Source organism: Pseudalgibacter alginicilyticus, assembly GCF_001310225.1.
GTDB classification, from domain to species: Bacteria; Bacteroidota; Bacteroidia; order Flavobacteriales; family Flavobacteriaceae; genus Pseudalgibacter; species Pseudalgibacter alginicilyticus.
This window is the reverse complement of the sequence record NZ_CP012898.1, coordinates 1,608,082-1,633,772: the sequence shown is the minus strand read 5'-3', so window position 1 is coordinate 1,633,772 and position 25,691 is coordinate 1,608,082. Positions and strand designations below refer to the sequence as shown.

Below are 25,691 nucleotides of genomic sequence, written 5' to 3'. Positions count from 1 at the left end.
CGGTTTTCAAGTTAATGCTTTATTACAGGTATCACCCCTCTTTTCTTCTTAATTATAGCATAGAACCAATTGGATAGGTTGCATTTATAATAAGTAGCAGAACATGGATGATTAAACTATTGAATTTAAGCTGATAATTTATATACCATATTAGGTATTCTATAGTCTAAAGATACATGTAATTATAATTTCCATTCAAAAGTTTGTTGATGTTGATAATACATATAGAAGCACTTTGATGAAAAATTAAGGCCTTTTTACTTGCTTTTTACTACAAGTACTTTGTTGTGCGTAGTTATTTTTTTTCAACTGTTTTTAATTTCCGATTGACATAAATAACATTTTTATTATTTAATTCTTTATCTCCATATTTTAATGTGATTTCATCGTGTATGTTATAAATTATATTTTCATATTTTTCATCAAATAGTCCGTTTGTTCCTTTTGGATAAGAAGCATAAAGGTCTTTGTTTTCTAATAAGTTATTTTTTGATTTCGAAAAGAAATTAATATATGCTTTTTCGGCATCGTAGTAAATAGATTCTTCGTTTGGTAATTTAAGTAGATTACTATTATTTTCAGAACCATAATCATTTGGACTAATAGTTTTAGCCTCAAGTATATCATTAATTTCAAGTAAGCATATACAAAGTTCTTTTGAAATTTGCATTCCTTTTTGGATAGGTAATGACGTGGTTAAAATTCTTTGGATATTGCTATGGTTTTTAATCCTTTTCGCTATAAATTGTTTTACAGAATGGCCAATATATTTTACATCAAATTCTAAAAGTTTTTTTGTTTCTCCTTCTATATTAACTTTCCAATTCTTATTGTAACGGCTTCTTAGTATTGTGTCAGGCGTGATTAATTTAGTGAAATTCTTTTCTTCTGGAATTTTTATTATAATAACATCAATGAAATCATTTAGATTTTCTTTGTTCGTTAAGCTTTTATTGTAACACAAATGAAGTTCAATATTCGATATATTTTCAGTTTCAATTACGTCTTTCTGATATAATGGTAATTGAAATTTTATATTAATTCCAGTTAAAGGTTGTGAGATTTCTCCAGTAAGAAACTTTGTAGAACATTTTATATTTCTAAATATTAGACAAGGACGTTGAAGGATAAAATACAAAGAAGAATCTTCAGCGATTCTTTTTAGTTCTTTATCATTATATAAATAGCTAAAATCATCAAGATTAAATATTCCTAAAGGATTTTTAAATTCTACTTGAATGGTTTTTCGCATAGTTTGGATTAATTACGCACAACGTGTTTGTGTATGATTTCGTTGCGTGTTTCAGCACTAAAGTTAGCAAATAAATCACAGATAGAAAGTCCACGAGGACTATCGTAAGTACACTATAACCAGCAATTAATTTTATATGGTGTTACTTGCTGACTTTTATTATTTCAGTTGTTTGGTCTGTTATACTTTTCGTTTGTAATTCAATGCTAAAAGCTTCTAATTCAGTTTTTAAATTCATTTCCATTTCCAGATAGAATTTGGTAAAGAATTGTTTTTCGATGTCATAGTTTATTTGTCCTTTTCCAGTTCCGTCCAATTTCATTTCGTAATCTTTAGTAGCTGATTTTATAGTATAAACTTGGTCAAGGTCAAAATATCCAACTCCGTTTTCCACTTTTCTCAAAGTGTAAATTGAATTAATTTCCATTTCAATTGTCACATCTGAAATTGGCATTGACATTGGGTTTTTCTGCTCAAAACTTTCTCCAACTTTAATTTTTTTATTAGGATATTTGATTTGATTCATCATTGATTCCAGTGCGGGAAGTAAAGTTCTCTTTTTTTCTTCTGTCATTGTCGAAGAATAAATAGAGTCAATTTTAGTCTTTCCGTCAACTGATTTTCCGAAAAATTTGGTTCCACTTGTTAAAGATGGATTATTGGATTCTAACAATTCTATATTAATCGGAAATTCGTTTCCTTTCAGTTTTCCTGTTTTAGAAACACTTTTTAAAAGACTTGTGTCTTTCGTTATAGTTGGGTTTTCAATTCCGTTATTTTTTAAATTTTGCAGTATTTCGTCCGATGCAATATATTTTACATTGTTTTCCGAAATCTGTTTTTGGGTTAACGTGTAATTGTAATTTGGTAAGTAACCAACTTTAAAATCAATTTCCTCTTGACTTTTGCAAGATGTAATTGATATTGTCAATAAAATAAGTAGGATTGTTTTCTTCATTCGGTTTTTTCAGCTTGCAGGTAACGTGTTTGTATAAGAATAGTTGCGGTTTTGTGTGCGAGGATTTTCCGAAGGAAAATCAGATGTAACAAAACAGCAACGACCTATGGTTAAGAATAAAAATAGCAATTATTTTTATACGGTGTTACCCAACGTTTTTTAATTTAGTTTTATTCGGAAACAATTCATTCAGATGCTCAAGGATTTTTTCAGTTCCTTTGATGTCATATTCTTTATGTGTGTCCGTTTTTATTTTTATCAGACTCACTTTTGATAAGCGATTTTTTCTTTCTGTAATCTTATGAAGTCGTGGTTCAGGAATCTCTATTAATTCTCCGTTTTTTAAGAAAGAAATTTTTTTCGCTTCGATAGTCAATTCCGATGATTTGTAATTCCTAATTTTGGCTATTTCTACTCCAATTACGGATAGCAATATAGAAGTCAGAAGCACGAAATAGGTTTTATTCTCAAAAAACTCAATTATGTAAACTACAGTCATTTCATTCGGCATTAATATGGTCGAGATGATTGAAAGTCCGATTAAAATTGAGAATATTGCTCCAACAATACCGAGAAAAACGCCGATTTTATTAATCAAAACCTTATTTCCAATTTTTATGTCGTATGTTTTTTTCAAATGTTGGGTAAGGTGTTTGTATATGTTTTGTTGTGTGGGTTAGCACTTAACTTTGCAAGTACACACCAAACTGAAAATCCGCTAGGATTTTCAGAAGTAGGCGAGAACAAGCAATTACTTATAGCCATTGTTGTAGCACGTTTTAATTTGTTTTACTAAATTCATAAGGAGTAAATTCTATAAAATCTGCTACTTTTAGAGTTAACCCATTAACTTTATAATTATCAACCTTAAATGGTATTTCAACAATCCCAAAAGTTGGGTTTGAATATGTGCATAAATAAGTGTCATTTTTTATATGTTCCAGTCTACCTATTAATTGGGGGTGATTTGAGAAATAGATATTTAATTTATTATTTTCTAATTTAATTTCTATATCTCCATAAACTTCATTGAAGTAATTTCCCGAATATTTTTTTAAGGGTAAGCTAGGAATAGATTTTAGGGATACTTCCTTTTTTAAGGAATCAATTCTTTTGGCTTCTTCGAGCTTTTCCTGTTTAAAACTTTCACGCGAGGTTTTGCTATAATCCTGATAAGGTAATCCCAAAAAAGCATCCTGTATTTCGTCAGTCAGATTTTGGTAAAAGTTATTTTGGTCAGTATTCGTTAACACTACAATTCCAAGTTTTTCTTCTGGGATAATCATAACTGACGATAAAAAGCCATCAACTCCTCCCGTGTGAGAATAAACAAGTTTTCCATTACGGTCATTAATAACTAGCCCCATTCCGTAAAGATAAAAGTGGGTTTCTTTATTGTCTCTTGGATCAACACCTAGAATAGAAGAAGGTCTCCTAATAGATTCAATACTTCTAGCAGAAAGTATTTGCTTACCGTCTATTTTACCATTATGAAGTTGAGCAAATAGCCAATTGGTCATGTCTTTCGCACTAGAACTAATACTTCCTGCTGGAGCAAGATTATTTATATTTGCTATTGGTATTTCAACAAGGTTATTATCTGTTTTAGTATGAGGGGATGCTGCGTTTAACGCATTATTTAGTTCTTCAGCCAACATTAAAGTTCTATTCATTTTTAATGGCAAAAGAATACTATCCCTAACAGTTTCTTCCCAGCTCTTATTGATAACTCTTGGGATTAATTCACCTGCAGTAACATAAGCAGCATTACAATAACCCCACCTTGAACGAAAACTATAAGGAGCCTCTATTAAGCTCATTTTTTGAATCACCTGGGCTCTAGAAAGAGTTGAGGCCCAATATGTGAAATCGCCTTGAAAAGTTTCAAAACCAATTCTGTGGGAAAGTAAATCTACAATGTTTACTTCCTTGCTGGCTAGTGTATCTTTCAATCTAAATTCTGGCATCCATTTTTGAACTTTATCATTTAAATTCAAAACTCCTGATTCTTGCAGAATTGAAAGTGCGGTTGAAGTAAAAGCCTTTGTGTTTGAGCCAATCATAAAAAGTGTGTTTTCATCAACGGGCACAGAACCATTAACCTTGGTAACACCAAAACCATTCATAAAGACTACTTTGTTATTTTTAATAATTGCAACTGATAAACCAGGTATTTCCCAATCTTTCATACCTTGGGTAATATAGTTTTCTAAACTATCTGTTATAAAAGTTGGTAATTCTTTCTCTTGAGCATCTATATATAAGAAAGAAATCAAAAGAGTAAGTGTTAATATAATTTTTTTCATACTTTCTACTTTAATGCGCTACAACGTGATTGTATAAGAATAGTGCGGTTTTGTGTGCGAGGATTTTCCGAAGGAAACTCAGAAGCTAGCAAACAAAGCAACTAACATTGGTTAAGCACAAAATAGCAATTTTTTATATACTTTGTTGTAATGCGTTATTTATTTCCTCGTTTAAGTGTTTCTTTAAATTTATTAATCAGCTTTTCGTCCTCAGTTTTTATGAAGTTTGTTAGGATGACATAACCAATCGGGAAAACAAAGAAAAATGGAAGAGGAATTCCTAAATCAAAAGTCAATTCAAAAAACAGTACTAAAACTGGCAGAAAAAGAATAAAAGTCAGCCAATATTTGCTTTTCGTTTTTAAAATTATTGTCGATTCAGAATCATTTATTTCAGCTATTTTTCCCTCAGCAATTATGTCACTTTTTGTATTTGCATAATTAACGTCAAACAGAAGGTTTGAACCAAAAGAAAAATTCAAACTGATTATAAAACTATTTTCAGATAGCCATTTAAAATGAAAATTCTTTCCTTTTGAATCAAGTGTTTTTTTTAATTCCTTAATTCCGAGGTTAACTTGAATTTTTTCGTTTTTAGGTTTTAAATGTTTAAATAAATTCATGCAGTTTTGGTTTCGTCTAATGTCTTGTCCTGAAATATGGCTACAGGTTAAAATTGTTTTTAAGCTGATAATTTATATACCATATTCGGTGTTTTATAGTCTAAAGATAAATGTAATCTTATTTGGTTGTATAAATTAATTGCATTTTTTGTAGCTCTTTTCGCGTGATCCACGTTATCAAAGGTTTGGTCGAGGTAAAATTCATCTTTTAATATGCCGTTCACACGCTCTGCCATGGCATTTTCGTAACAATGGTTTTCTTCCGTCATACTAATATCTATCTTATTTCTTTTAAGAACTTGTGTGTATACATTACTGCAATACTGTATGCCTCTGTCTGAATGATGTATTAAATCTTTAGTGCTCTTTGTTTGGTACAGAGCTTTGTTTAGAGCTCTAACACATCCTTTTAGTTCCAGGCTATCACTTAGATCATAACCGACAATTTTCCTAGAATACATATCTGTTATTAGTGCTAAGTAACAAAATCCTTTAATGGTTCTTATGTAGGTAATATCGCTTACCCACACCTGATTTGGCCTTGTAATTTTTCTATCTTTTATCAGGTTATTGTATTTATAAAAGCGATGATAAGAGTTTGTAGTTCTGGCACTGGTTTTCTTTCTTAGTGTGAGCATATTATACTTTCTAAGTACGCTAAATAAAGAGTCTCTGCCGACTTTAATATTGGCTTTGTAAAACTCATTGTCTAACGATTTAATGAGTTTTCTAACGCCTTCTCTAGGAAGGGATTTACGTTTTCTACTGACTATTTTTATAATTTGTTGTTCCTGTATTAACCGCTTATCAGCTCTAGATTTGTATTTATAATACGCATCACGTTTAAGACCAAAACAACGCGTTATAGTTGTTAAAGATGTAAATCCCTTAGATTTCTCTTTAGCTTTAATTAAGGCTTTATACTTAGCTTTTTTTTTAGTTCAGCTACAGATTTATAGCCTAAGTCTTCGGCAGCTACCTCAAGGTATGAATCTAAAACCAAAGTATCTAAATCCTTTTTAATCAGTAGTTTTTTAAGCTGTTCAATCTCTTTTTGAAGTGCTTTAATTCTAGATATTTCGTCTTTTGTTTCCACTTTTACTCTGGTGTTCATTAGATCTTTACGATTGTACTTTTTAATCCACTCATTGACCGTTGTAGGAGCAATGGAGTAGAGTTTACAAAGTTCGCTCTTTGTATGTTTACCGGTTGTAAGTTCGGCTAAAATTTTCAGTTTGAAAGGTTCTGAATACCGTCTGATTACTTTGTCATTTTTGTACATAATGTTTAAAATTATGTAGCCTATATTCAGGACGGGTCATAATGCATTACAACGTTGATGTGTAAGGAACGTTGCGTGTTTGTGAGCGAGGATTTTCCGAAGGAAAATCAGAAGCTAGCAAACGTGCAACGACCTTTAAATTTAGCCCAAAATAGCAATTTTTTTTATACGGTATTACCAGATGCCTTTTTAATTTATCTCCTTTTTATAAGTTTTAGTTTTTCTTCAGAATGAGTTTTATCAATTTCTTTTATGTCAAATTCTAATCTTGATTTCGCTCCTAATAATGCAATTTGATATAAATCTATTACACCATTTTTATATCCGTTTCTAATAGCATCTTCATTATATTTTCTATTTATTTCTGAGTCTATTTTTGATAGCTCAATAGCTTTTTCAATGTCCTCAATTTCTCCAACATAATCCAAAATCACATCTTTTGAGAGCGAACGTGTAAAGTATAAATGACAATTATTGGGTGAATTTAAAATTGCTTTATTAAAATCTTCTATTGCTTCAAATTCATAACCCAACGATTGTAAACATAAACCTCTATATTCAAAAAGATTATTGTGTTTATAATTCTTTTCAACAGCTGTGTCAAATTGATATAATGCTTCTTTCCAATTTGAATTGAAAAAATATTTTTCTCCGCGTGAAAAAGCAATATACGCATCCCATTCCTCATCGGATTTTTCCTGGTATCCGTTTTCTGTTTTTGTTTTTTTTAAAAAATTTAAAAACCATTTCATATTCTTTTTTGTTCTAAAGTTGGTTGCTTTGAGGTTTCTGGTAACGGTTTTGTATATGGAAAGTTGCGTGTTTGCGTGCGAGGATTTTCCGAAGGAAAATCAGACGTAGCAAACGTGCAACGACCTTTAAATTTAGCCCAAAATAGCAATTTTTTATATACGTCTTAAGTTTGAAATCTATTAAATTAGATATAAATCAGAAAGAACAAAAGAGAGAATTAAGGTTAATATATACGGTGAAGCTTTAGACTTCGACAACATTGATAATCCTCTCTCTTTTACTACTAAATCACGATCAGTTCTGTGAGACTATAGATCTCGATTTCAAGTTGTTGTGAATCCAGTAGTTAGTTCTTTCATAAATCATTTCTTATGAATAAATATAAAGAAACTTTTGGAGTTGACATCAGCAAAGATGTATTTGATGTTTATGGTACCCTTTCGGGTCATAATCAGTACAAAAATGATGAATCAGGATTCGTTAAGTTTCTAAAAGAATTACCAGATACAGCCTTAGTGGTTATGGAAGCAACAGGTTATTATCATTATCGGCTTGCTCAGTTTTTGTACAAAAATAAAATAGTAGTTTCTGTGGTAAATCCTTTATCCATTAAGCGTTTTATTCAAATGAAATTAGCCAAAGTAAAGACAGATAAGAGCGATGCTAAATCGATATGTGATTATGCCTTAATCAATGCAGTACCCATATACAATGCGCTCACAGATGTACAGAGTGAATGTTTACAGCTATTTAGATTGTTAGATGTTTATCTAAAACACCGTACAGCAACCAAGAACAAGCTACACGGGGAAGAGACTTTGGGCATACCATCAAGGTATGTGTACCGTTCATTAAAACGTAATAAAAAGCATCTAGACAAAGAGATTTCTGCTATCGAATTGAAACTTCTATCATTAATCAAACAAGAGCAGCAAGAACAACTAACATTGCTTAGAACTGTTCCTGGCATAGGTCAGAAAACAGCATTGTTTTTAATTGTTATAACCGATGGTTTTTCAAAGTTTGAACACGCAGCACAGTTATGTAGTTACGTTGGAATTACACCTACCATAAGGGAGTCTGGCAGTAGTGTTAAAGGTAGATCACGGATAAGTAAAGTCGGTAATAGGAAACTACGTAATCTATTATTTCTATGTTCGTTTAATGCCTGTAAGCATAATAAAGCGTGTCGGGAACTTTATGAGCGTATAGTAAACAAAGGAAAGAGCAAGAAAGTGGCATTAATAGCTGTAGCTAATAAGCTGATTAAACAATGCTTTGCAATTGCGAAATCAGGCAGAGCGTATGATGAAACTTACGTTTCTGTATTGCTTAAGTAATTAAAAAAATAGAATAAAAAAAAGCTTACAAAATCAACTACTTGAATTTGTAAGCCCAATATAATAGTGTCTAATATTTTTGAAGAAATGACTTGTTTTTTACCTCAGTTCTTTGTTGTGTGTTCGTTTTTTTACATCATTAACCAAGCTTCCTTTATAAAAGTCAGTTGAGCATTTTCAATAAATTCACTCATCGATGTCTGATTGTCCGCGGATTCATTTTTTAATTCCAATAGAATTATTTGTGTATAAATGCGTTCAGGCATATTTGCAAAAATTCGAAACTTTTTAATCTTTGGTGATTTGTTTAAAAAACTCAATTCTTCCAAATCCCATATTTTAAAATATTTTTCGCTTATCAAATCTGGATATAAAATTCCATTTTCGAAAATCGAGCGTAATTTATTGTCATTTAGGTTAATTTCAACAACTCTGTTTCCAAAACTAATTTCATTCGCATTGGTGATGAAATTACCATGCTCGTCCAAAGACTTATATTCATTTACTATTTTAATTTCGCCGTTAAATTTGATGTGATTTTGTTTTTCGTACTCATCTTTGAAAAACTCTTGTGCCCAAAAATCCTCTTGTCCTCCTTGATTCTTAAATGGCGGTTTTAATTCCGAAACTTGTTCAGTAATTGCTTTTTCGGTTTTTGTTTTTGAGGAACAGCCAGCAGATAAAATCAGAATTAATATTAAAGTCAATTTTTTCATAAGGTTTTCTCAAAATGACACACAACGGTCTCGTATAACCGTCAGTTACGGGTTTAAAGTTAATGATTTTCGGTTAAGCACTGGCGTTAGCAATTCCGAGTGGATTCGGACGTAGTCGAATCCGCCGTAATTGCGGTTATACATTGTTAGGTGGCGTTTTTTCTTTCAGATATTTATTTTCCAATTCAATCATTAATTCTTTATCACGAATCGATTCCGTTTTCTTTTTTAATTCAGTCCACGTTTTTAATCCGATGTTCGTAACGTTAATCCATTCCACATCTTTTAGAATATTTTTGTCCGATAAATTCCGCTTTTCAGTCCTCTCTGTATATTTTCTTAATTCAGAGTGTAATTCCGTTACAATTTTATATTCCGTTTCCGATATTATTCCGTTCTCAATAAAGTCAGTATATCCATTTTCCAAATCCAAATCGTCAAAATATCCGCAAACACATTCGTTGTAATCACCAACTGAATTTTTATATTCAGCGTTAATCCAAAGTCGGTTTTGAAATTCCGAGTGAGCAATTTCAAAAAGCGATGATATCCATCTATCTCGTATGTTTCTTTTTATTTCTGCGTTCATTTCAAATGACACCTAACTTAGGGATATACTTGTTTTATAACTCATATTCCGAAAATATGTTAGGATATGTCATGATTTTTATTGGTGGCACTCAGTAAATATAATTAATTTTTCTTACAGAAATACACAAAAAAATCCCAATAACTACTATTGGGATTTTGTATTGATTTTAAGGATTTGATTAAAATCGTTTCGTTGATATATATTTCTCAAATAAATTAGTATTTGTAAACAATGGCATTGATATTCATACCAGCACCAACACTTGCAAAAATAACAACATCGCCTTTTGAAAGTGAGTGATTTTCCAGCTGATTGTTTTTAACCAAATCAAAAAGTGTTGGAATGGTTGCTACTGAACTGTTTCCTAATTTTTGAATGCTCATAGGCATTACATTTTCTGGAATTTCTGTATTGTAGAGTTTGTAAAAGCGTTTTAAAATAGCTTCATCCATTTTTTCATTGGCTTGGTGAATGAATATTTTTTTCACTTCGCTAATATTACTACCACTAGCATCTAAAGCAGACTTCATAGCATCAGGCACATGATTAAGAGCAAATTCATAAATTTTTCGCCCTTCCATTTTTATATAACAAGTGTCAGAAGAAAGTTCTTGATTATTAGATTTTCCAAAGTGTAAATAATAGGCTTCATCATAGGTGTGGCTAGCGGTTTCGTGTGCTAATATACCACCTTCGCTATGGGTAGCTTCAATAATAGTAGCGCCTGCACCATCGGCAAAAATCATAGCGTCTCTATCATGCTGATCCACAACCCTGGAAAGGGTTTCGGTACCTATTACCAAACAGCGTTTAGCTAAACCTGCTTGAATAAAAGCATTAGCTTGAATAACGCCTTCTACCCATCCTGGACATCCAAAAAGAATATCATAAGTAACGCATTTAGGGTTTTTAATGCGTAAATGATGCTTAATTCTCGATGCTAAACTTGGTAGTAAATCGCTTTGAATACTGTTGTGTTTTACATCGCCAAAGTTGTGAGCAACGATAATGTAATCTATTGTTTCTGGGTCAATATTGGCATCATCAATTGCCTTTTCTGCAGCAAAAAAACCCAAGTCAGATGAGTTTAAATGTTCCTTTGCATAACGACGTTCAGCGATGCCTGTAATGGCTTGAAATTTTTTAACAATAACCTCATTCGGATGTTTTATGGCAGAACCATCCGCATTTAAAAATTCATGTTGGTAAAAGTCTTCGTTTTTTTCAACATCATCAGGTATATAGCTCCCTGTGCCAGTGATTTTAATATTCATAAAACAAAAATGCTATTAATTATTTTTCATTATTCAAATATACTATCAAGTAGAATATAGGTGTTTTTTATTTCAAACTTTTTACGATGTTCAACCACTATTATGCTTCCATATATTCTTCAATTGGAGCACAAGTACAAATCAAATTCCTGTCGCCATAGGCATCATTAACACGTCTTACTGTTGGCCAAAATTTATTGTTTTTTATGTGCTCTAAAGGGTAAGCGGCCGTTTCTCTAGAATAAGGGAAATACCATTCATCAGCGGTTAACATACTTAACGTATGAGGCGCATTTTTAAGGACGTTATTACTGTTTTCAATAGAGATATTGTCAATTTCTTTTCGGATAGAAATAAGTGCATCACAAAAACGGTCAATTTCAGTTTTATTTTCGCTTTCTGTAGGCTCAATCATTAGCGTGCCTGCTACAGGAAAAGAAACGGTTGGTGCATGAAAACCATAATCCATTAATCGTTTTGCAATATCGGTCACTTCAATACCATTGGCTTTAAATGGACGGCAATCCACAATCATTTCATGGGCTGCACGACCACATTCTCCAGAATATAGAGTGTCATAGTAGCCTTCCAACCTCGCTTTGATATAATTGGCATTTAAAATAGCTGTTTTTGTAGACTCGGTTAAACCTTCAGCTCCCAACATTTTAATATACCCATAAGAAATTAAGCATACTAAAGCAGAACCAAACGGAGCAGAAGAAATGGCAGTAATGGCTTTTTTGCCTCCTATTTTCTTAACAGGGTTTCCTGGTAAAAAAGGAACTAATTGTTCTGCAACACAAATAGGACCTACGCCAGGACCACCACCTCCATGAGGAATGGCAAAAGTTTTATGTAGGTTTAAGTGGCAAACATCTGCACCAATATTTCCTGGGTTTGTTAAACCTACTTGGGCATTCATATTGGCTCCATCCATATAAACTTGTCCGCCATTATCATGAATAATTTTAGTGATTTTTTTAATGGCTGATTCGTATACCCCATGCGTTGAAGGGTAAGTAACCATTAAACACGATAAGTTATCTTTATGTAATTCCGCTTTTTCACGTAAATCTTCAACATCAATATTTCCTTCATCTGTAGATTTTGTTACAACTACTTTCATACCAGCCATAACGGCACTAGCAGGGTTTGTTCCATGTGCTGAAGCAGGTATTAAACAGATATTTCTGTGGCCTTCTTTACGAGATTCATGATAAGCTTTTATAACCATCAAGCCCGCATATTCACCTTGTGCGCCAGAATTTGGCTGTAATGAGGTAGCTGCAAATCCTGTAATTTCAGAGAGTTGGTCTTCTAATTCTTTTATAACCGTTAAATAGCCTTGGGCTTGTTTGTTAGGCGCAAATGGGTGAATATTTCCCCATTTAAACCAACTTAAAGGGAGCATTTCTGAAGCCGCATTTAATTTCATGGTGCAAGAGCCTAAGGAAATCATGGAATGATTTAATGATAAATCCTTGCGTTCAAGTGATTTTATATAACGCATCATATCGGTTTCTGAATGATGTGAATTGAAGACCTCTAACGTTAAAAAATCTGTTGTTCGCTGTAAGTCTTCAGGAATATTATTAGCTTCTGATACGCTGTTAATAATTATAGTTTCTTTTTCAGCTGCTTCAGCAAATACGGTGATTAGATAATTAATATCTCGAATGGCTGTGGTTTCGTTAATAGAAATCGTAACGGTTTCTTTATCTGGATAGCGAAGGTTGACTTTTTTTTCCTTTGCAATTGTTTTAATTTTTTTAGAATTCGTTTTGATATGAAGCGTATCAAAAAACGCTGTATTTATTTGATTAAAACCTAATTCTTTTAAAGCTTTTGCTAACGCTGCAGTTTTGTTATGGACTTTATTTGCTATAAATTGTAAGCCTTTAGGGCCATGATAAACAGCATACATACCAGCCATAACAGCTAATAACACCTGTGCAGTACAGATGTTAGATGTTGCTTTATCGCGTTTTATATGTTGTTCACGTGTTTGTAATGCCATACGCAATGCACGATTGCCATCTAAATCCTTGGTAACGCCAATAATACGACCTGGTAAGTCTCGTTTATAAGCCTCCTTAGTTGCAAAAAAGGCTGCGTGCGGACCACCATAACCCATAGGTATTCCAAAGCGTTGGGTGGTACCTACTACAACATCAGCTCCAAATTTACCCGGAGCTTCCAGTTTTACTAAACTTAAAATATCAGCAGCTACGGCAACTTTAATGTTGGCTTTGTTTGCTTTTTCAATAAATGTTTTAATGTCGGTAATTTGACCATCTTTACCCGGATACTGCAAAATAGCACCGAAATATTCAGAAGAAAAGTTGAAAGTTTCCTCTTTACCAATTACCAATTCAATCCCTATAGGGGTTGCTCTTGTTTGAAGTAACGATAGTGTTTGAGGTAATATGTTTTCTGAAACAAAAAACTTATTGATTCCTGATTTTTTCTGGCTGCGTTCACGAACGGCAAATAATAAGCTCATAGCTTCGGCAGCGGCTGTACTTTCGTCAAGTAAGGATGCATTGGCAATTTCCATACCTGTAAAATCTGTAATCATGGTTTGGAAATTTAAAAGCGCTTCTAACCTCCCTTGAGCAATTTCAGCTTGATATGGGGTGTATGCCGTATACCAACCTGGGTTTTCAAGAATGTTGCGCTGAATAACGGCAGGTAATATGGTAGGGTGGTAGCCTAAACCAATATAAGTTGTATAGGCTTTGTTCTTTTTGGATAACTCATGAATGTGAAGTAAGTATTCATGCTCCGTCATGGGCTTGTCTAAATTCAATCCATTTTTTAAGCGAATATCATCCGGTAGGGTTTCATAAATAAGTTGGTCTAAAGATTCAACTCCTATAGTTTCCAACATCTGTTTTTTATCATCCTGGTTTGGGCCAATATGACGCAGGGCAAAAGCGTTTGTATTCATTAAAATGTAAGATTGAATTTAATTTGCAAAATTAAATAATAAGTAATGCTTTTTTTGGTTTATAAAATGAAAGTTTTTAACCATTTGAAAACCTTATCAACACTTGGCAATTTTATCTTGAGTTTTCCATAAAAAGCGCTTGTTTTATTTTAAGTTAAAAATCAAACTGCAATAGTTATTTTTGTGAAATGAAGTTTTTAAAGCGCGTGCTTAATTTTTATATTACCAGTAGTATCCATGTGGCAGTAGCTGTTTGTTCATTGGTTTGGATAACGCTTATAGAGTTTAAAATTCCTTTTGATAGAACAATGGTGCTTTTTGTTTTTTATGCTTCTATCACAGGGTACAATTTTGTAAAGTATTTTTCTATTGCTAAATTTTACCATCGGCGTTTAGCAGTAGGGCTTAAATGGATTCAGGTTTTATCTTTTGTATGTTTTTGTTTGATGTGCTATTATTTATGGCAATTGCATTTTAATACATTGTTGTGGATTGCTGTTTTAGGATGTCTTACTTTTTTTTATGCGATGCCGTATTTACCAAAAAAAATAAGTACCAATGGGCATAAAAATTTACGAAGTATTGTAGGTGTTAAGGTTTACATTATTGCCCTGAGTTGGGTAGGGGTTACCGTGTTTTTGCCTATTATAAATAATGATTATATCTGGAGTGCTGATGTGTTTCTTGTAGCCATACAACGTTTTCTTTTTGTGTTGGTCTTAATGTTGCCTTTTGAAATACGCGATTTGCAATTTGATAGCCTGAAATTAGGTACAATTCCTCAGGAAATTGGTGTTAAGAAAACAAAGCTATTGGGAGGAATGTTATTGGCTGCAATGTTTTTTTTAGAATGTTTTAAAGGCCAACCGCTCATATTTCAAACCTTAAGTTTATTAACCACTATAGTAGTGACTTTTTTGTTATTATTGTTTTCAAAAAAAGAGCAAGGGGCTTACTACAGTGCTTTTTGGGTGGAAGCAGTCCCTGTTTTATGGTTGATATTATTACTTTTGTTTACTTAGTTAGAGTAATCTTTTAGAGCTTTTTCAAAATCTTTTTTCATTGATTCTTTACATGTTTTGTCTAAGCATTCAACTTTTGATTCTTTGATTTTGTGAGTTAACTTAGCATTGTTTTTAGAATATGTTCTGCAAAATTTGCAAAAAATTAAATGAATGCTGAGTTTTATTTTTTCCCATAAAGAGGCTTCTTCATACTGTGATTTGTCACAAACCCGATTTGCTTCATCACAGGGTATCAAAAATTTACGACGTTTGCTCATAATTAAAACCAATTCTTTTCAAGGCAAGATGCCATAGAGGTTCTTGCTCGATGTATTATCACCCAAAGGTTAGACGCAGTAATATTCAGTTCATTACAAATAACATCTGTTTCATATTCTAAAATAGTTTTCATTTTAAAAACTTCAGCTTGTTTTTTTGGTAGTTTACTTAAACATTCAAGTATAGCATCGCCCAGTTCGCTATTTTGAATGGTGTCTTCTGCCGTTTTATCAAATGGGTCTGCTACGCGTTCTTCAAGCCAATCTCCTTCAGAATCTGTATCGCTATTATAATTAATGCGAACCTCTGCTTTTCCTTTTGTAGAATTTATTTTTCTATAATGGTCAATAATTTTTCTTTTCAATATTGAAATAAGCCATGTACGCTCGCTAGCTTCTCCTTTAAAATTTTTCATTGATTTTAGGCCTGCGAAAAACGTATCTTGAACCAAATCTTGCGCTATTACTTTATCACTTACACGTGAAATGGTGTAATTGAATAAGTAATCTGAATATAAATCGATCCACTGGTTAGGATTAATTTTGTGTTCTGGCATTTAGTTGTTATTTAATATCAAAAGTAGTGTAAAAAGTTGAATAAATTTAATGCTTTAACAACCCAGCACGTTTTAACAAGGCTTCAGGTTGAGGTTCTTGACCCCTAAAACGTTTGTAGAGTGTCATTGGGTTTTCTGTACCTCCTTGCGATAGTACATGGTCTTTAAATTTTAGAGCAACTTCTTTATTAAAAATGCCTTTTTCTTGAAAATACTCAAAAGCATCAGCATCTAAAACTTCAGCCCACTTGTAGCTATAATAGCCTGAGGAATAGCCGCCTTGAAAAATATGAGAAAAGGCCGTACTCATACAGTTTTCTGCAACTTCAGGATATAGCGTTGTGTTTTTAAAGGCTTTGGTTTCGTAGGCTTTTACATTTGTAATAGTTTCAGGTTTTTCATTAGCATGCCAACTCATATCCAACAGCCCGAAACTTAATTGTCTAAGCGTTTGCATGCCTTGGTGGAATGTTGCGGACTCTTTAATTTTTTCAATCAAATCCATTGGAATCAATTCGCCTGTTTCAAAATGTGTAGCAAATAGTTTTAAGGCTTCTTTTTCGTAGCACCAATTTTCCATAACCTGACTTGGTAATTCAACAAAATCCCAAAAAACATTGGTACCAGATAAACTTGGGTAAGTGGTGTTGGCTAACATGCCATGCAAACCGTGACCAAACTCGTGAAATAGAGTTGTTACTTCATTAAAAGTAAGTAAAGACGGTTTCGTTTTAGTAGGCTTAGTAAAATTGCAAACATTTGATATGTGTGGCCTGCTATTCTCGCCAGCTTTTATAAATTGAGGTTTGTAAACCGTCATCCAAGCGCCATTTCGTTTTCCTGGTCTAGGGAAAAAATCAGCATAAAAAATAGCAATAAAATCTCCTTTAGTGTTGGTTACCTTATAAGTTAATACATCTTCATGGTATTTATCAATAGAATCAATTTCTTCAAACTCTAAATCGAATAATTTTTTAGCGATGGTAAATGCACCATTAATTACATTTTCTAATTTAAAATAAGGCTTCAGTTTTTCATCATCAAGACTAAATAGTTTTTGCTTTAATTTTTCTGAATAATAGGCACCATCCCATTTTTCTAATCTGTCAATATTATCTAATGCTTTGGCAAATTTTTCAAGGTTTTCAAATTCAGCTTGTGCAGCAGGTTTTGCTTTTTCTAACAATTCATTTGAAAAGTTTAAAACCGTTTCAGGAGTCTTAGCCATGCGTTCTTCTAAAACAAAATGTGCGTGGGTTTTATAACCTAACAAGTGGGCACGAGCATGTCGTAATTTTACAATATCTAAAACAATATTTTGATTGTCTAAATCATCATTATTAAAACCTTTTTTGCCTGCTGCTAATGTTATTTTTTTTCGCAATTCACGATTATCTGCATAGGTTACAAAAGGAATATAACTTGGATAATCCAATGTAAATAACCAGCCATTTTTGTCTTTAGATTCCGCTAATTGTTTAGCTGCTTCTATGGCGCCTTCAGGTAAACCTGATAAATCATTTTTATCTGTAATTAGCATTTCAAATTTGTTTGTTTCTGCTAATACATTTTCTCCAAATTTTAATTTTAACTGACTTAGTTTTTTATCAATATCTCGAAGTTTTTGTTTTTTATCTTCAGGTAAGTTGGCCCCATTTCTTGAAAAACTTTTATATTTTTTATCTAAAAGAGTTGTTTGTTCTGTAGATAAATTTAATTCGTTTCTAGAGTCATAAACAGCTTTTACACGTTTAAATAAACCCTCGTTTAAAGTAATATCATTACTAAATTCGGATAGTAGTGGTGATATCTCTTGTGCTATTTTTTGAATGCTATCGTTGGTTTCTGCAGAATTTAAATTAAAAAAAATACTTGAAATTCTATCTAATTGTTCACCAGAAAAATCTAATGCTTCAATGGTATTTTCAAAATTAGGAGCATCAGGGTTATTTACTATAGCGTCAATTTCAGCTTTGGCTTGTTTAATACACGCTTTAAACGCAGGTAGGTAGTCTTCATTAGCTATTTTAGAAAAAGGGGCAGTATTGAAATTGGTGTCAAAAGGAGATGTAAGAATATTTTGTGACATTATTTTAGAAATATTTTAACTTTATTATGCGCGCATAATAAAAATTGTTTATTTTTGCTTCAAATTGTTTTATAGAGTGACTAACTCATAACTAGAACTATTTATTTAATAGCTCTAAAAACCCTGAAGAAATTCGGGGTTTTTTAATTTAAGCCGTTAGCCGTTTTAATAACCGCAGCTTTAAGCTCCTCTTTGTAGGCTATGATTTTGTTTAGAATTGTGGCATTGTTTGAGCCTAATATTTGAGCGGCTAATATGCCTGCATTTTTAGCACCATTAAGTGCCACCGTTGCAACGGGAACACCTCCAGGCATTTGTAGAATAGATAGAACAGAGTCCCATCCATCTATAGAATTACTGCTTTTTACGGGAACACCTATGACTGGTAGGGGAGATAAAGAAGCAATCATACCTGGTAAATGTGCTGCACCTCCAGCACCTGCAATAATTACAGAAAATCCTCTAATATGTGCATTTTTGCCGTAATCAAATAATTTTTCGGGAGTACGGTGGGCTGATACAATATCCACTTCAACCTCAATGTCAAACCCTTTTAAAATATCAATAGCGTCTTGCATAACTGGCAAATCGCTTTTACTTCCCATGATGATTCCTACTTTACTCATATTTTTATTCACTTATTACTTTAATCGATTTTTTAACAGCTTCAGCAATTCTTCTTGCTTCATTTAAGTCTTCATTGACAATGGTAACATGTCCCATTTTTCTAAATGGACGTGTTTGTTTTTTTCCGTAAATATGTGGCGTTACACCATCCATGTTCATGATATGTTCAATGTTTTCATAAATGACATTGCCCGTGTGGCCTTCAGCTCCTACCAAATTTACCATCACACCACCAACCTTGCTATCGGTACGTCCTAAAGGCAAATCTAAAATGGCTCTTATGTGTTGTTCAAATTGTGAGGTATAGCTTGCTTCAATACTTTGATGTCCGGAATTGTGTGGTCGTGGAGCTACTTCGTTTATTAAAATTTTATCGTCTGCAGTTTGAAACATCTCAACGGCTAATAAGCCTACATGGTTAAAAGCTTTTGATGTTTTTAAGGCTATATCAATAGCTTTTTGTGCAACTTTATCGTCTATTCGTGCTGGACAAATAACATATTCTACCTGATTGGCTTCTGGATGAAATTCCATTTCAACCACTGGAAATGTTTTAATCTCTCCCGAAGCATTTCTGACGACAATAACAGCTAATTCATTTTTAAAGGGCACTAATGTTTCAGCAATGCATTCGCCTTTTGGTAAATGGTCTAAATCTGAAAGTTGTCTCACTACTTTTACACCATTACCATCGTAGCCAAATTGAGCGGCTTTCCAAACAAAAGGAAATTTTAGACCACCATTGTTAATCGTGTCTTCAATTTCAGAAAGGTATGCAAAACGCAAAAAATCGGCTGTAGGTAAATCATGATCTACATAAAATAATTTTTGCTTTGCTTTATTTTGAATCGTACGAAGTGTCTTGGATGATGGGTAAACTTTAATGCCTTCTTTTTCAAGTGTTTCTAAAGCATCTACATTTACATTTTCAATTTCAATAGTAAGTACGTCAACTTGTTTGCCAAAATTGTAAACAGCATCGTAATCCATTAAATCACCAAGGTGAAATTCATTACTCGCTATTTTGCAAGGAGCTTCATTGCTAGCATCTAAAACACAAGTGTAAATGTCAAATTTTCTGGTATCATTAAGCAGCATTTTGCCCAATTGACCACCACCAAGAATACCGAGTTTAAAATCTGAAGAAAAATAATTCATACTATTTTTTTGCTAAAACCTATTTTTAAGACACAAAAATACGTTTTAATATCAAATTACTTTGGAAATCGTATATCAAAAATGGGGATTCGACAATCTATTGATTATCTTTGCAACCGTAAAAATTAAAAAACCAGTGATAAAACTTCACGATAGATATTTTAAACCTTTTATTTCTGCACAAGAAATAGATGCTGCTGTTGAAAGAATGGTTGCTGAAATTTTGGAAGCTATAGGGGATGAAATACCTGTGTTTGTAGGTGTTTTAAATGGTTCGTTTATGTTTGTAAGCGATTTTGTTAAAAAATACCCGAAACCTTGTGAAGTCACTTTTATAAAATTAGCGTCTTATGAAGGTGTAAAATCAAGTGAAGATATCCAGCGTTTAATAGGGCTGACCCAAGATTTGACGGGACGAACTGTTATTATTCTTGAAGATATTATTGATTCAGGTAAGACATTGGCAGAAGTGCATCGGATTTTTGAAAATGAAAAGGTAAAATTATTACAAATAGCCACTTTATTTTATAAACCCGAAGCTTATAAAAAAGATTTTAAACTACATTATATAGGTATTGAAATTCCTGATAAATTTATAGTGGGCTATGGGCTAGACTATGACAATCTGGGAAGGGATTTGCCAGAAATTTATCAAATTAAAGAAACACAACACATGACAAATTTAGTGCTATTTGGCCCTCCAGGAGCAGGAAAAGGAACGCAAGCAGAATTTTTAAAAGAAAAGTATAATCTTGTACATATTTCTACTGGCGATGTTTTTAGATTCAATATTAAAAATGAGACTGCTTTAGGTATGCTGGCAAAATCTTATATTGATAAAGGTGCTTTGGTGCCAGATCAGGTAACTATTGATATGTTGAATGCTGAAGTTGAAAAAAATGCCGATGCTAACGGATTTATTTTTGATGGCTTTCCACGTACTAATGCCCAAGCAGATGCTTTAGATAAGTTGATGGACAGTAAAGATTCGCAAATAAATGCAATGATTGCTTTGGAAGTTGATGATGAAGTTTTGGTAAAACGTTTGTTGGAAAGAGGAAAAACAAGTGGTCGTGCCGATGATGCTGATGAAGCTGTAATTAGAAATAGAATAAAAGTTTATTATAACGAAACAGCCATTTTAAAAGATTACTATACTGCTCAAGATAAATATTTTGGGGTAGATGGTGTTGGTAGTATAGAGGATATTACAGTACGATTAAGTAGTGTGATAGATAACCTATAATTTATAGCGAAAGCTAAAATTTTAAAAATCTTTTGGTTACAAAAGATTTTTTGGTTTTTAATAACAAATAGTATTGCTGAGGTTTTAAGTATATTACTTTATAACCAAAATCACTGAGGAGACGAAATAAAACAGAAGTAGTAGTGGCTACGGACTGTTTTTTTTCATTATTTAAAGTTTAATATTTAAGAACATGACAGAAGGAAACTTTGTTGACTACGTAAAAATGTATGTAAGCTCTGGTAAAGGTGGTCAAGGCTCTTCGCATTTACATCGCGAAAAGTACATTGCCAAAGGAGGTCCCGATGGTGGTGATGGTGGTCGTGGAGGTCATGTTATTCTTAGGGGAAATTCTAACCTTTGGACACTTCTTCATTTAAAATTTAAAAAACATATTCGTGCGGGGCATGGAGGAAATGGCTCTAAAAGTAGAAGTTTTGGTAGTGATGGTGAAGATGTTTATATAGATGTGCCTTTGGGAACAGTTGTAAGAGATACCGAGTCTAACGATATTATTTTAGAAATTACAGAGCACGGTGAAGAAAAAATCATAGCACAAGGCGGTAAAGGGGGCTTAGGAAACTGGCATTTTAAAACAGCTACCAATCAAACACCACGTTATGCACAACCTGGTATGCCACTAGAAGAAAGGCACATTACTATGGAACTTAAAGTGCTTGCTGATGTTGGTTTAGTAGGATTCCCTAATGCTGGAAAATCTACATTGTTATCGGTAGTAACTTCTGCAAAACCAAAAATTGCCGATTATGAATTTACAACCTTAAAACCCAATTTAGGTATAGTAGAATATCGCGATTTTCAAACCTTTGTAATGGCAGACATTCCCGGAATTATTGAGGGGGCTGCCGAAGGAAAAGGACTTGGACATTATTTTTTACGTCACATAGAACGAAACTCCATTTTATTGTTTTTAATTCCTGCTGATGCAGAAGATATAAAAAAACAATATGACATTCTGTTGGATGAACTTCGCCGTTACAACCCTGAAATGCTTGATAAAGAGCGTATCATTGCTATCTCTAAATGCGATATGTTAGACGATGAGCTAAAAGCAGAATTAAAAACGGAGTTGGATAACGAGCTCCCCATTCCATATTTGTTTATTTCATCCGTGGCACAACAAGGTATTACAGAACTTAAAGATACTTTGTGGAAAATGTTGAATGATTAGAAGGTCAAGAGTTTTATTAATTTAATTTTTTGCGTTTTTTTTACAATAGCATTAACTTTCTTTATGATATGAAACTTCCATAACGAGAATTCGATATCCAAGGAAAAAATTATATGGAAGCTACATGTGACCAATAAAAAGCAATAGATATAACCACATGAAAGCATATATTAAAAGTATTGTAGAAACCAATGATAATAAATTAAGTCGATATTTTGCCTTTTTCATTCAGGCCTTGATTTTAATATCTGTTATTACATTTTCAATTGAAACCATTCCAAACTTAAAACCTCAAACTAAAAGCATATTACGGTCAGTAGAATGGTTTAGTGTTATAGTCTTTTCTTTGGAGTATGTTTTAAGAATTTATGTGGCAGATAGTAAGCCCAACTTTATATTTAGTTTTTTTGGTATTATCGATTTTTTAGCCATTTTACCATTTTATCTGTCTTTTGGAGTGGATTTACGTTCATTAAGGGCTTTACGCTTTTTGCGCTTATTCAGAATTTTGAAATTAGTTCGCTATAATCGTGCGATGAACCATTTTACCACGGCTATAAAATCCGCTAAGGAAGAAATTTTCCTATTTATTTTTATAACACTTATCCTTATTTACTTTTCAGCAGTTGGAATTTATTATTTTGAAAACCAAGCGCAACCAGAGCATTTTTCATCCATTTTTGATAGTTTATGGTGGGCTATTATTACGTTAACAACAGTTGGTTATGGTGATGTTTACCCCATTACTGTTGGAGGAAAAGTGTTTACTTTTTTTATTCTTATGATTGGTTTAGGTATTGTAGCTATTCCAACAGGTATTATTTCCTCGGCTTTAACAAAGTCTGTTGATAAAAAAGAAGAAAACTAAAATAGTTTTATGAGGTGTTTTTGTGGAATAATTTTTGCTTAACTTTAAATAAAAATATAGTCATGCGATTTATAATCATAATGCTTTTTACATCAGTTCTAATATCATGTGCTCCCATTCATGTAAGTTATGATTTTGATAAAACTACCCAATTTGCAAATTATATAACCTATAACTATTATTCTGATATGCAAACAGGTTTGAGTGAATTGGATACCAAGCGGTTTTTAGATGCTTTGGATGCTAACATGGCAATTAAAGGGTTTCGTTTATCTGACACTCCCGATTTTTTTATTGATATAAAAAGTAAAGAATTTCAAGAGGTGCAAAGGCAAACTGTTGGCGTAGGCTTAGGTGGTGGTGGCGGTAATATGGGAGGTGGTATTTCTATTGGGTTACCTATTGGACAGACAAATGTAAACCGACAACTAATTATTGAGTTTGTAGACGATAATAAAAAACAACTTTTTTGGCAAGCTGTAAGCGAATATAGTTTTAAACCAAATATGAAACCAGAGCAACGTGAAGAAAAATTTTCTGCTATTACTGAAAAGGTACTTTCCAAATATCCGCCTACAGAGTAAGGTGTTTATTGGTTAGGTTATTCAATACAGAAATGGGCTTAATTTTTCACTATTCTTTTGTTGGCAATTAAATCATTGTTTGCATAAACCTTAGCAAGATATATTCCTTGACTCCAAGTATTCATATCTATTTGTAAGTTTTCAGAATTTGTAACATTGTAGGATTGTATGGTTTTACCATCCATACTTATAATCTCTAATTTTAAAGGTGTATCTAAAGTATTTTCAAGTGTAAAATTTATAACGTCGTTAGTTGGGTTGGGGAACACGGACATATTAAAACTATTAACATCACTAACAATGGTTTCAATTCCCAAAGTAGAATAATTAATGCTCCAAGTTACAGTATAAACATGCAAAGTTTCATGGTTGTCAACCCTCAAAGATGTGGTAGCATCATTTATAACAGCAGTTAAAGTGTTTGTGCCTGTCTTTAAATCTGTTTCTTCTATAGAGATATTATCTACATTATTATCAATGTTATTTGCATTGAGAATCCATATGCTTTCTAAACTATTAGGAATGGTTTTAATCAAATTTAATTGAAAATCTAAAGGAAAGGAAGGGGTGTTTATTGTAATGTTTTCTGGAGTGTAAGAATCAATAGGAGATATTAAATCATGTATTTTTTCGATAATACCTTCTTTGCAAACAGCGCAAAACGGTTTGTTTAGTAATTCCATTTTGCATTGTAGGTGTCTGGGTTTATACCAAGTAGCCGAAACTCCTGAGCTACCGTAAGGGTTAATGTCAACACCATTTGTTCCTATCCAGTTTTTCCATTTAATCAAACTAGTATTCGTTTCTTGAGTCATATTAATGGCTTCAGCATAATAGATGTCTGGAAGAAAATATTCATCTTTTAAATTAAATAACGAGTGACCAAGTTCATGTATGGCAATGTCGTAGCTTGAAATTGAAGCTATTGGGAATTTGCCTCCTGTACCACCATATTCTGTTGTATTAACTAATATTAAGGCTTGGTCATACGTTGGGAAATTGTCTGCTAAAACTGAATTTATTTTTACTTCGGTACTTGCAGCATCAGTATAATCTATGCCATAATAAATGTATCTGTGATATCCAAAAGCATCAAAAGTAGCATTAAAATAGGTGTCTACAAATGTTGGAGTGATTTCTGACTCATTAACGTCGGTTGCAGTTGCAGGATGATCTGCACCACTTTCATTAGAGGGGATTTTTATAGCAAATACATTAAAATAATTGATGTATTCCAAAAAAGGAGATTGGCTAAACATACTATTTTTAAAGCTTGTGGCGTGTGTTATAAATTCACCTAATTCATCTGGTTGATAGCCTTCGCTTAAAACCACTAAGTTTATGCGTTTTTCTGAATTACCTGAAAATAGTAGTGTATCAACATCAAATATTTGTGCCGAAACAAGAAGTGAATTAGTAATGAAGATGATAAATAATACAAGGCTTTTCATTTAATAAATTTTAGTTTTTATTAAAGATTTGCTTTGATTTTCAAGAGCATTAACATCATTAATGCTGATATATTTTGTTTCGGGGTTTAGTTGTAAGCGTATTGAAAATTGTATGCTATCTAAATTAATTTGTTTCCTTTGGAATGATTTTGATTCGTCAAGATATTCCATGCTTTTAGAAAGTGGGTTTTTTATTATAAGATGCTCCAATGGTTTTGATTTTTTGTCAAGTTGAAGAAAAACTAAATCGCCATTAACACCTAATACTTCTGAGTTGATATTTTTTAATGTTCCTTCTGTAATTTTTTTATCTATAAATTCAATATTTCTACTGTTATTTGAGTCTTTTTTGATGCTGTAATTTAAGAAAATGATTTTAGGGTGACTTTCAGTTGAAGGTTCATGAGTTGCGATGCTTTTATTACTAATGCATGAAGTAAAAATGCCTAAGAGGACATATGATAATAGCGTTATGGGGAGTTTTATTTGTTTAACAGTCTTTTTCAAAACATTAAAATTGGTAAATATGGAATTGTGTTAATTTTTTGTAAAGTTATGAATTAAAAATTTTAAGCCATACTTTAGTCTATT

The 25,691-nt window shown here is 32.5% G+C and carries 25 protein-coding genes; 6 read left to right on the top strand and 19 right to left on the bottom strand.

Annotated elements, in window-relative coordinates; all coding sequences use genetic code 11:
* Positions 1–295 precede the first annotated feature (295 nt).
* The 8 genes from APS56_RS06650 to APS56_RS06615 form a co-directional block, all read right to left on the bottom strand.
* Positions 296–1,252, bottom strand: coding sequence for a hypothetical protein (locus APS56_RS06650; protein WP_054726300.1), 957 nt, complete (start codon positions 1,250–1,252; stop codon positions 296–298).
* Between the two features lie 142 nt (positions 1,253–1,394).
* Complete coding sequence (locus APS56_RS06645; protein WP_054726297.1) at positions 1,395–2,210, bottom strand: hypothetical protein; 816 nt, start codon at positions 2,208–2,210, stop codon at positions 1,395–1,397.
* Positions 2,211–2,355: 145 nt separating this feature from the next.
* Entirely contained in the window at positions 2,356–2,847 is a 492-nt protein-coding gene (locus APS56_RS06640; RefSeq protein ID WP_157757623.1) for a hypothetical protein, read from the bottom strand.
* Between the two features lie 142 nt (positions 2,848–2,989).
* Complete coding sequence (locus APS56_RS06635) at positions 2,990–4,516, bottom strand: serine hydrolase (RefSeq protein WP_054726290.1); 1,527 nt, start codon at positions 4,514–4,516, stop codon at positions 2,990–2,992.
* 155 nt (positions 4,517–4,671) lie between these two features.
* Positions 4,672–5,139, bottom strand: coding sequence for a hypothetical protein (locus tag APS56_RS06630; RefSeq protein WP_054726287.1), 468 nt, complete (start codon positions 5,137–5,139; stop codon positions 4,672–4,674).
* A 59-nt stretch (positions 5,140–5,198) separates the two neighbouring features.
* On the bottom strand, positions 5,199–6,050 hold the full coding sequence (locus APS56_RS06625; RefSeq protein ID WP_082379217.1) for an IS3 family transposase: 852 nt from the start codon (positions 6,048–6,050) through the stop codon (positions 5,199–5,201).
* Positions 6,050–6,421: a transposase gene (locus APS56_RS06620; RefSeq protein ID WP_038529377.1), complete on the bottom strand. Its 372-nt coding sequence runs from the start codon at positions 6,419–6,421 to the stop codon at positions 6,050–6,052. The genes APS56_RS06625 and APS56_RS06620 overlap by 1 nt, the downstream gene beginning before the upstream one ends.
* 194 nt (positions 6,422–6,615) lie before the next feature.
* The gene (locus tag APS56_RS06615) at positions 6,616–7,173 is read right to left on the bottom strand and encodes a tetratricopeptide repeat protein (protein WP_054726284.1); all 558 of its coding nucleotides are present in this window, start codon (positions 7,171–7,173) and stop codon (positions 6,616–6,618) included.
* A 372-nt stretch (positions 7,174–7,545) separates the two neighbouring features.
* Here APS56_RS06615 and APS56_RS06610 point away from each other — a divergent pair, with 372 nt between their 5' ends.
* Positions 7,546–8,514, top strand: coding sequence for an IS110 family RNA-guided transposase (locus APS56_RS06610; RefSeq protein ID WP_054724017.1), 969 nt, complete (start codon positions 7,546–7,548; stop codon positions 8,512–8,514).
* A 131-nt stretch (positions 8,515–8,645) separates the two neighbouring features.
* On the opposite strand, the gene APS56_RS06605 is transcribed toward APS56_RS06610, so the two are convergent.
* From APS56_RS06605 to gcvP, 4 genes are all read right to left on the bottom strand, one after another.
* Positions 8,646–9,230: a hypothetical protein gene (locus tag APS56_RS06605; protein WP_054726282.1), complete on the bottom strand. Its 585-nt coding sequence runs from the start codon at positions 9,228–9,230 to the stop codon at positions 8,646–8,648.
* A gap of 136 nt (positions 9,231–9,366) precedes the next feature.
* Positions 9,367–9,819 (bottom strand): hypothetical protein, encoded by a 453-nt coding sequence (locus APS56_RS06600; RefSeq protein ID WP_054726281.1) that lies wholly within the window; start codon positions 9,817–9,819, stop codon positions 9,367–9,369.
* A 218-nt stretch (positions 9,820–10,037) separates the two neighbouring features.
* A complete protein-coding gene (locus APS56_RS06595; RefSeq protein ID WP_054726280.1) occupies positions 10,038–11,096 on the bottom strand; it encodes a 3-oxoacyl-ACP synthase III family protein in 1,059 nt (352 codons plus the stop codon).
* Positions 11,097–11,196: 100 nt separating this feature from the next.
* Entirely contained in the window at positions 11,197–14,046 is a 2,850-nt protein-coding gene (gene gcvP, locus APS56_RS06590; protein ID WP_054726279.1) for an aminomethyl-transferring glycine dehydrogenase, read from the bottom strand.
* A 188-nt stretch (positions 14,047–14,234) separates the two neighbouring features.
* On the opposite strand from gcvP, the gene APS56_RS06585 reads away from it, so the two are divergent.
* Positions 14,235–15,068 carry a UbiA prenyltransferase family protein gene (locus APS56_RS06585; RefSeq protein ID WP_054726278.1) on the top strand — a complete coding sequence of 278 codons (834 nt, stop codon included), beginning with the start codon at positions 14,235–14,237 and terminating at the stop codon, positions 15,066–15,068.
* Here APS56_RS06585 and APS56_RS06580 read toward each other — a convergent pair.
* The 5 genes from APS56_RS06580 to APS56_RS06560 form a co-directional block, all read right to left on the bottom strand.
* Positions 15,065–15,328: a hypothetical protein gene (locus APS56_RS06580; protein WP_054726277.1), complete on the bottom strand. Its 264-nt coding sequence runs from the start codon at positions 15,326–15,328 to the stop codon at positions 15,065–15,067. The genes APS56_RS06585 and APS56_RS06580 overlap by 4 nt on opposite strands.
* Positions 15,329–15,330: 2 nt before the next feature.
* Positions 15,331–15,885, bottom strand: a complete 555-nt coding sequence (locus APS56_RS06575; RefSeq protein ID WP_054726271.1) for a sigma-70 family RNA polymerase sigma factor — start codon at positions 15,883–15,885, stop codon at positions 15,331–15,333.
* Between the two features lie 46 nt (positions 15,886–15,931).
* Positions 15,932–17,974 (bottom strand): M3 family metallopeptidase, encoded by a 2,043-nt coding sequence (locus APS56_RS06570; RefSeq protein WP_054726268.1) that lies wholly within the window; start codon positions 17,972–17,974, stop codon positions 15,932–15,934.
* A 143-nt stretch (positions 17,975–18,117) separates the two neighbouring features.
* A complete protein-coding gene (gene purE / locus APS56_RS06565) occupies positions 18,118–18,600 on the bottom strand; it encodes a 5-(carboxyamino)imidazole ribonucleotide mutase (RefSeq protein WP_054731243.1) in 483 nt (160 codons plus the stop codon).
* A gap of 4 nt (positions 18,601–18,604) precedes the next feature.
* Complete coding sequence (locus APS56_RS06560) at positions 18,605–19,759, bottom strand: 5-(carboxyamino)imidazole ribonucleotide synthase (RefSeq protein ID WP_054726266.1); 1,155 nt, start codon at positions 19,757–19,759, stop codon at positions 18,605–18,607.
* 136 nt (positions 19,760–19,895) lie between these two features.
* Between APS56_RS06560 and APS56_RS16745 the strand changes: the two genes are divergently transcribed.
* The 4 genes from APS56_RS16745 to APS56_RS06540 all read left to right on the top strand — a co-directional run bounded on the left by APS56_RS16745 (position 19,896) and on the right by APS56_RS06540 (position 23,649).
* The gene (locus tag APS56_RS16745) at positions 19,896–21,005 is read left to right on the top strand and encodes an adenylate kinase (protein ID WP_082379423.1); all 1,110 of its coding nucleotides are present in this window, start codon (positions 19,896–19,898) and stop codon (positions 21,003–21,005) included.
* Between the two features lie 193 nt (positions 21,006–21,198).
* On the top strand, positions 21,199–22,197 hold the full coding sequence (obgE, locus tag APS56_RS06550) for a GTPase ObgE (RefSeq protein ID WP_054726264.1): 999 nt from the start codon (positions 21,199–21,201) through the stop codon (positions 22,195–22,197).
* 157 nt (positions 22,198–22,354) lie between these two features.
* Positions 22,355–23,065, top strand: a complete 711-nt coding sequence (locus tag APS56_RS06545; protein WP_054726262.1) for an ion transporter — start codon at positions 22,355–22,357, stop codon at positions 23,063–23,065.
* Positions 23,066–23,127: 62 nt separating this feature from the next.
* Positions 23,128–23,649 carry a DUF4136 domain-containing protein gene (locus APS56_RS06540; RefSeq protein WP_054726260.1) on the top strand — a complete coding sequence of 174 codons (522 nt, stop codon included), beginning with the start codon at positions 23,128–23,130 and terminating at the stop codon, positions 23,647–23,649.
* 38 nt (positions 23,650–23,687) lie between these two features.
* Here the strand turns inward: APS56_RS06540 and APS56_RS06535 are convergent, their stop codons facing one another.
* Positions 23,688–25,100: a T9SS type A sorting domain-containing protein gene (locus APS56_RS06535; protein WP_054726258.1), complete on the bottom strand. Its 1,413-nt coding sequence runs from the start codon at positions 25,098–25,100 to the stop codon at positions 23,688–23,690.
* Positions 25,101–25,607, bottom strand: coding sequence for a hypothetical protein (locus APS56_RS06530; protein ID WP_054726256.1), 507 nt, complete (start codon positions 25,605–25,607; stop codon positions 25,101–25,103).
* Between the last annotated feature and the right edge of the window lie 84 nt (positions 25,608–25,691).

Bases quoted from the DNA above. Each gene is read 5' to 3' on its own strand.
- APS56_RS06650 (WP_054726300.1), bottom strand. From the start codon at position 1,252: ATGCGAAAAACCATTCAAGTAGAATTTAAAAATCCTTTAGGAATATTT.
- APS56_RS06630 (WP_054726287.1), bottom strand. From the start codon at position 5,139: ATGAATTTATTTAAACATTTAAAACCTAAAAACGAAAAAATTCAAGTT.
- APS56_RS06615 (WP_054726284.1), bottom strand. From the start codon at position 7,173: ATGAAATGGTTTTTAAATTTTTTAAAAAAAACAAAAACAGAAAACGGA.
- APS56_RS06600 (WP_054726281.1), bottom strand. From the start codon at position 9,819: ATGAACGCAGAAATAAAAAGAAACATACGAGATAGATGGATATCATCG.
- APS56_RS06645 (WP_054726297.1), bottom strand. From the start codon at position 2,210: ATGAAGAAAACAATCCTACTTATTTTATTGACAATATCAATTACATCT.
- APS56_RS06610 (WP_054724017.1), top strand. From the start codon at position 7,546: ATGAATAAATATAAAGAAACTTTTGGAGTTGACATCAGCAAAGATGTA.
- APS56_RS06585 (WP_054726278.1), top strand. From the start codon at position 14,235: ATGAAGTTTTTAAAGCGCGTGCTTAATTTTTATATTACCAGTAGTATC.
- APS56_RS06575 (WP_054726271.1), bottom strand. From the start codon at position 15,885: ATGCCAGAACACAAAATTAATCCTAACCAGTGGATCGATTTATATTCA.
- APS56_RS06595 (WP_054726280.1), bottom strand. From the start codon at position 11,096: ATGAATATTAAAATCACTGGCACAGGGAGCTATATACCTGATGATGTT.
- APS56_RS06560 (WP_054726266.1), bottom strand. From the start codon at position 19,759: ATGAATTATTTTTCTTCAGATTTTAAACTCGGTATTCTTGGTGGTGGT.
- APS56_RS06540 (WP_054726260.1), top strand. From the start codon at position 23,128: ATGCGATTTATAATCATAATGCTTTTTACATCAGTTCTAATATCATGT.
- APS56_RS06620 (WP_038529377.1), bottom strand. From the start codon at position 6,421: ATGTACAAAAATGACAAAGTAATCAGACGGTATTCAGAACCTTTCAAA.
- APS56_RS06580 (WP_054726277.1), bottom strand. From the start codon at position 15,328: ATGAGCAAACGTCGTAAATTTTTGATACCCTGTGATGAAGCAAATCGG.
- APS56_RS06570 (WP_054726268.1), bottom strand. From the start codon at position 17,974: ATGTCACAAAATATTCTTACATCTCCTTTTGACACCAATTTCAATACT.
- purE (WP_054731243.1), bottom strand. From the start codon at position 18,600: ATGAGTAAAGTAGGAATCATCATGGGAAGTAAAAGCGATTTGCCAGTT.
- APS56_RS06535 (WP_054726258.1), bottom strand. From the start codon at position 25,100: ATGAAAAGCCTTGTATTATTTATCATCTTCATTACTAATTCACTTCTT.
- APS56_RS06635 (WP_054726290.1), bottom strand. From the start codon at position 4,516: ATGAAAAAAATTATATTAACACTTACTCTTTTGATTTCTTTCTTATAT.
- APS56_RS06605 (WP_054726282.1), bottom strand. From the start codon at position 9,230: ATGAAAAAATTGACTTTAATATTAATTCTGATTTTATCTGCTGGCTGT.
- APS56_RS06545 (WP_054726262.1), top strand. From the start codon at position 22,355: ATGAAAGCATATATTAAAAGTATTGTAGAAACCAATGATAATAAATTA.
- obgE (WP_054726264.1), top strand. From the start codon at position 21,199: ATGACAGAAGGAAACTTTGTTGACTACGTAAAAATGTATGTAAGCTCT.
- gcvP (WP_054726279.1), bottom strand. From the start codon at position 14,046: ATGAATACAAACGCTTTTGCCCTGCGTCATATTGGCCCAAACCAGGAT.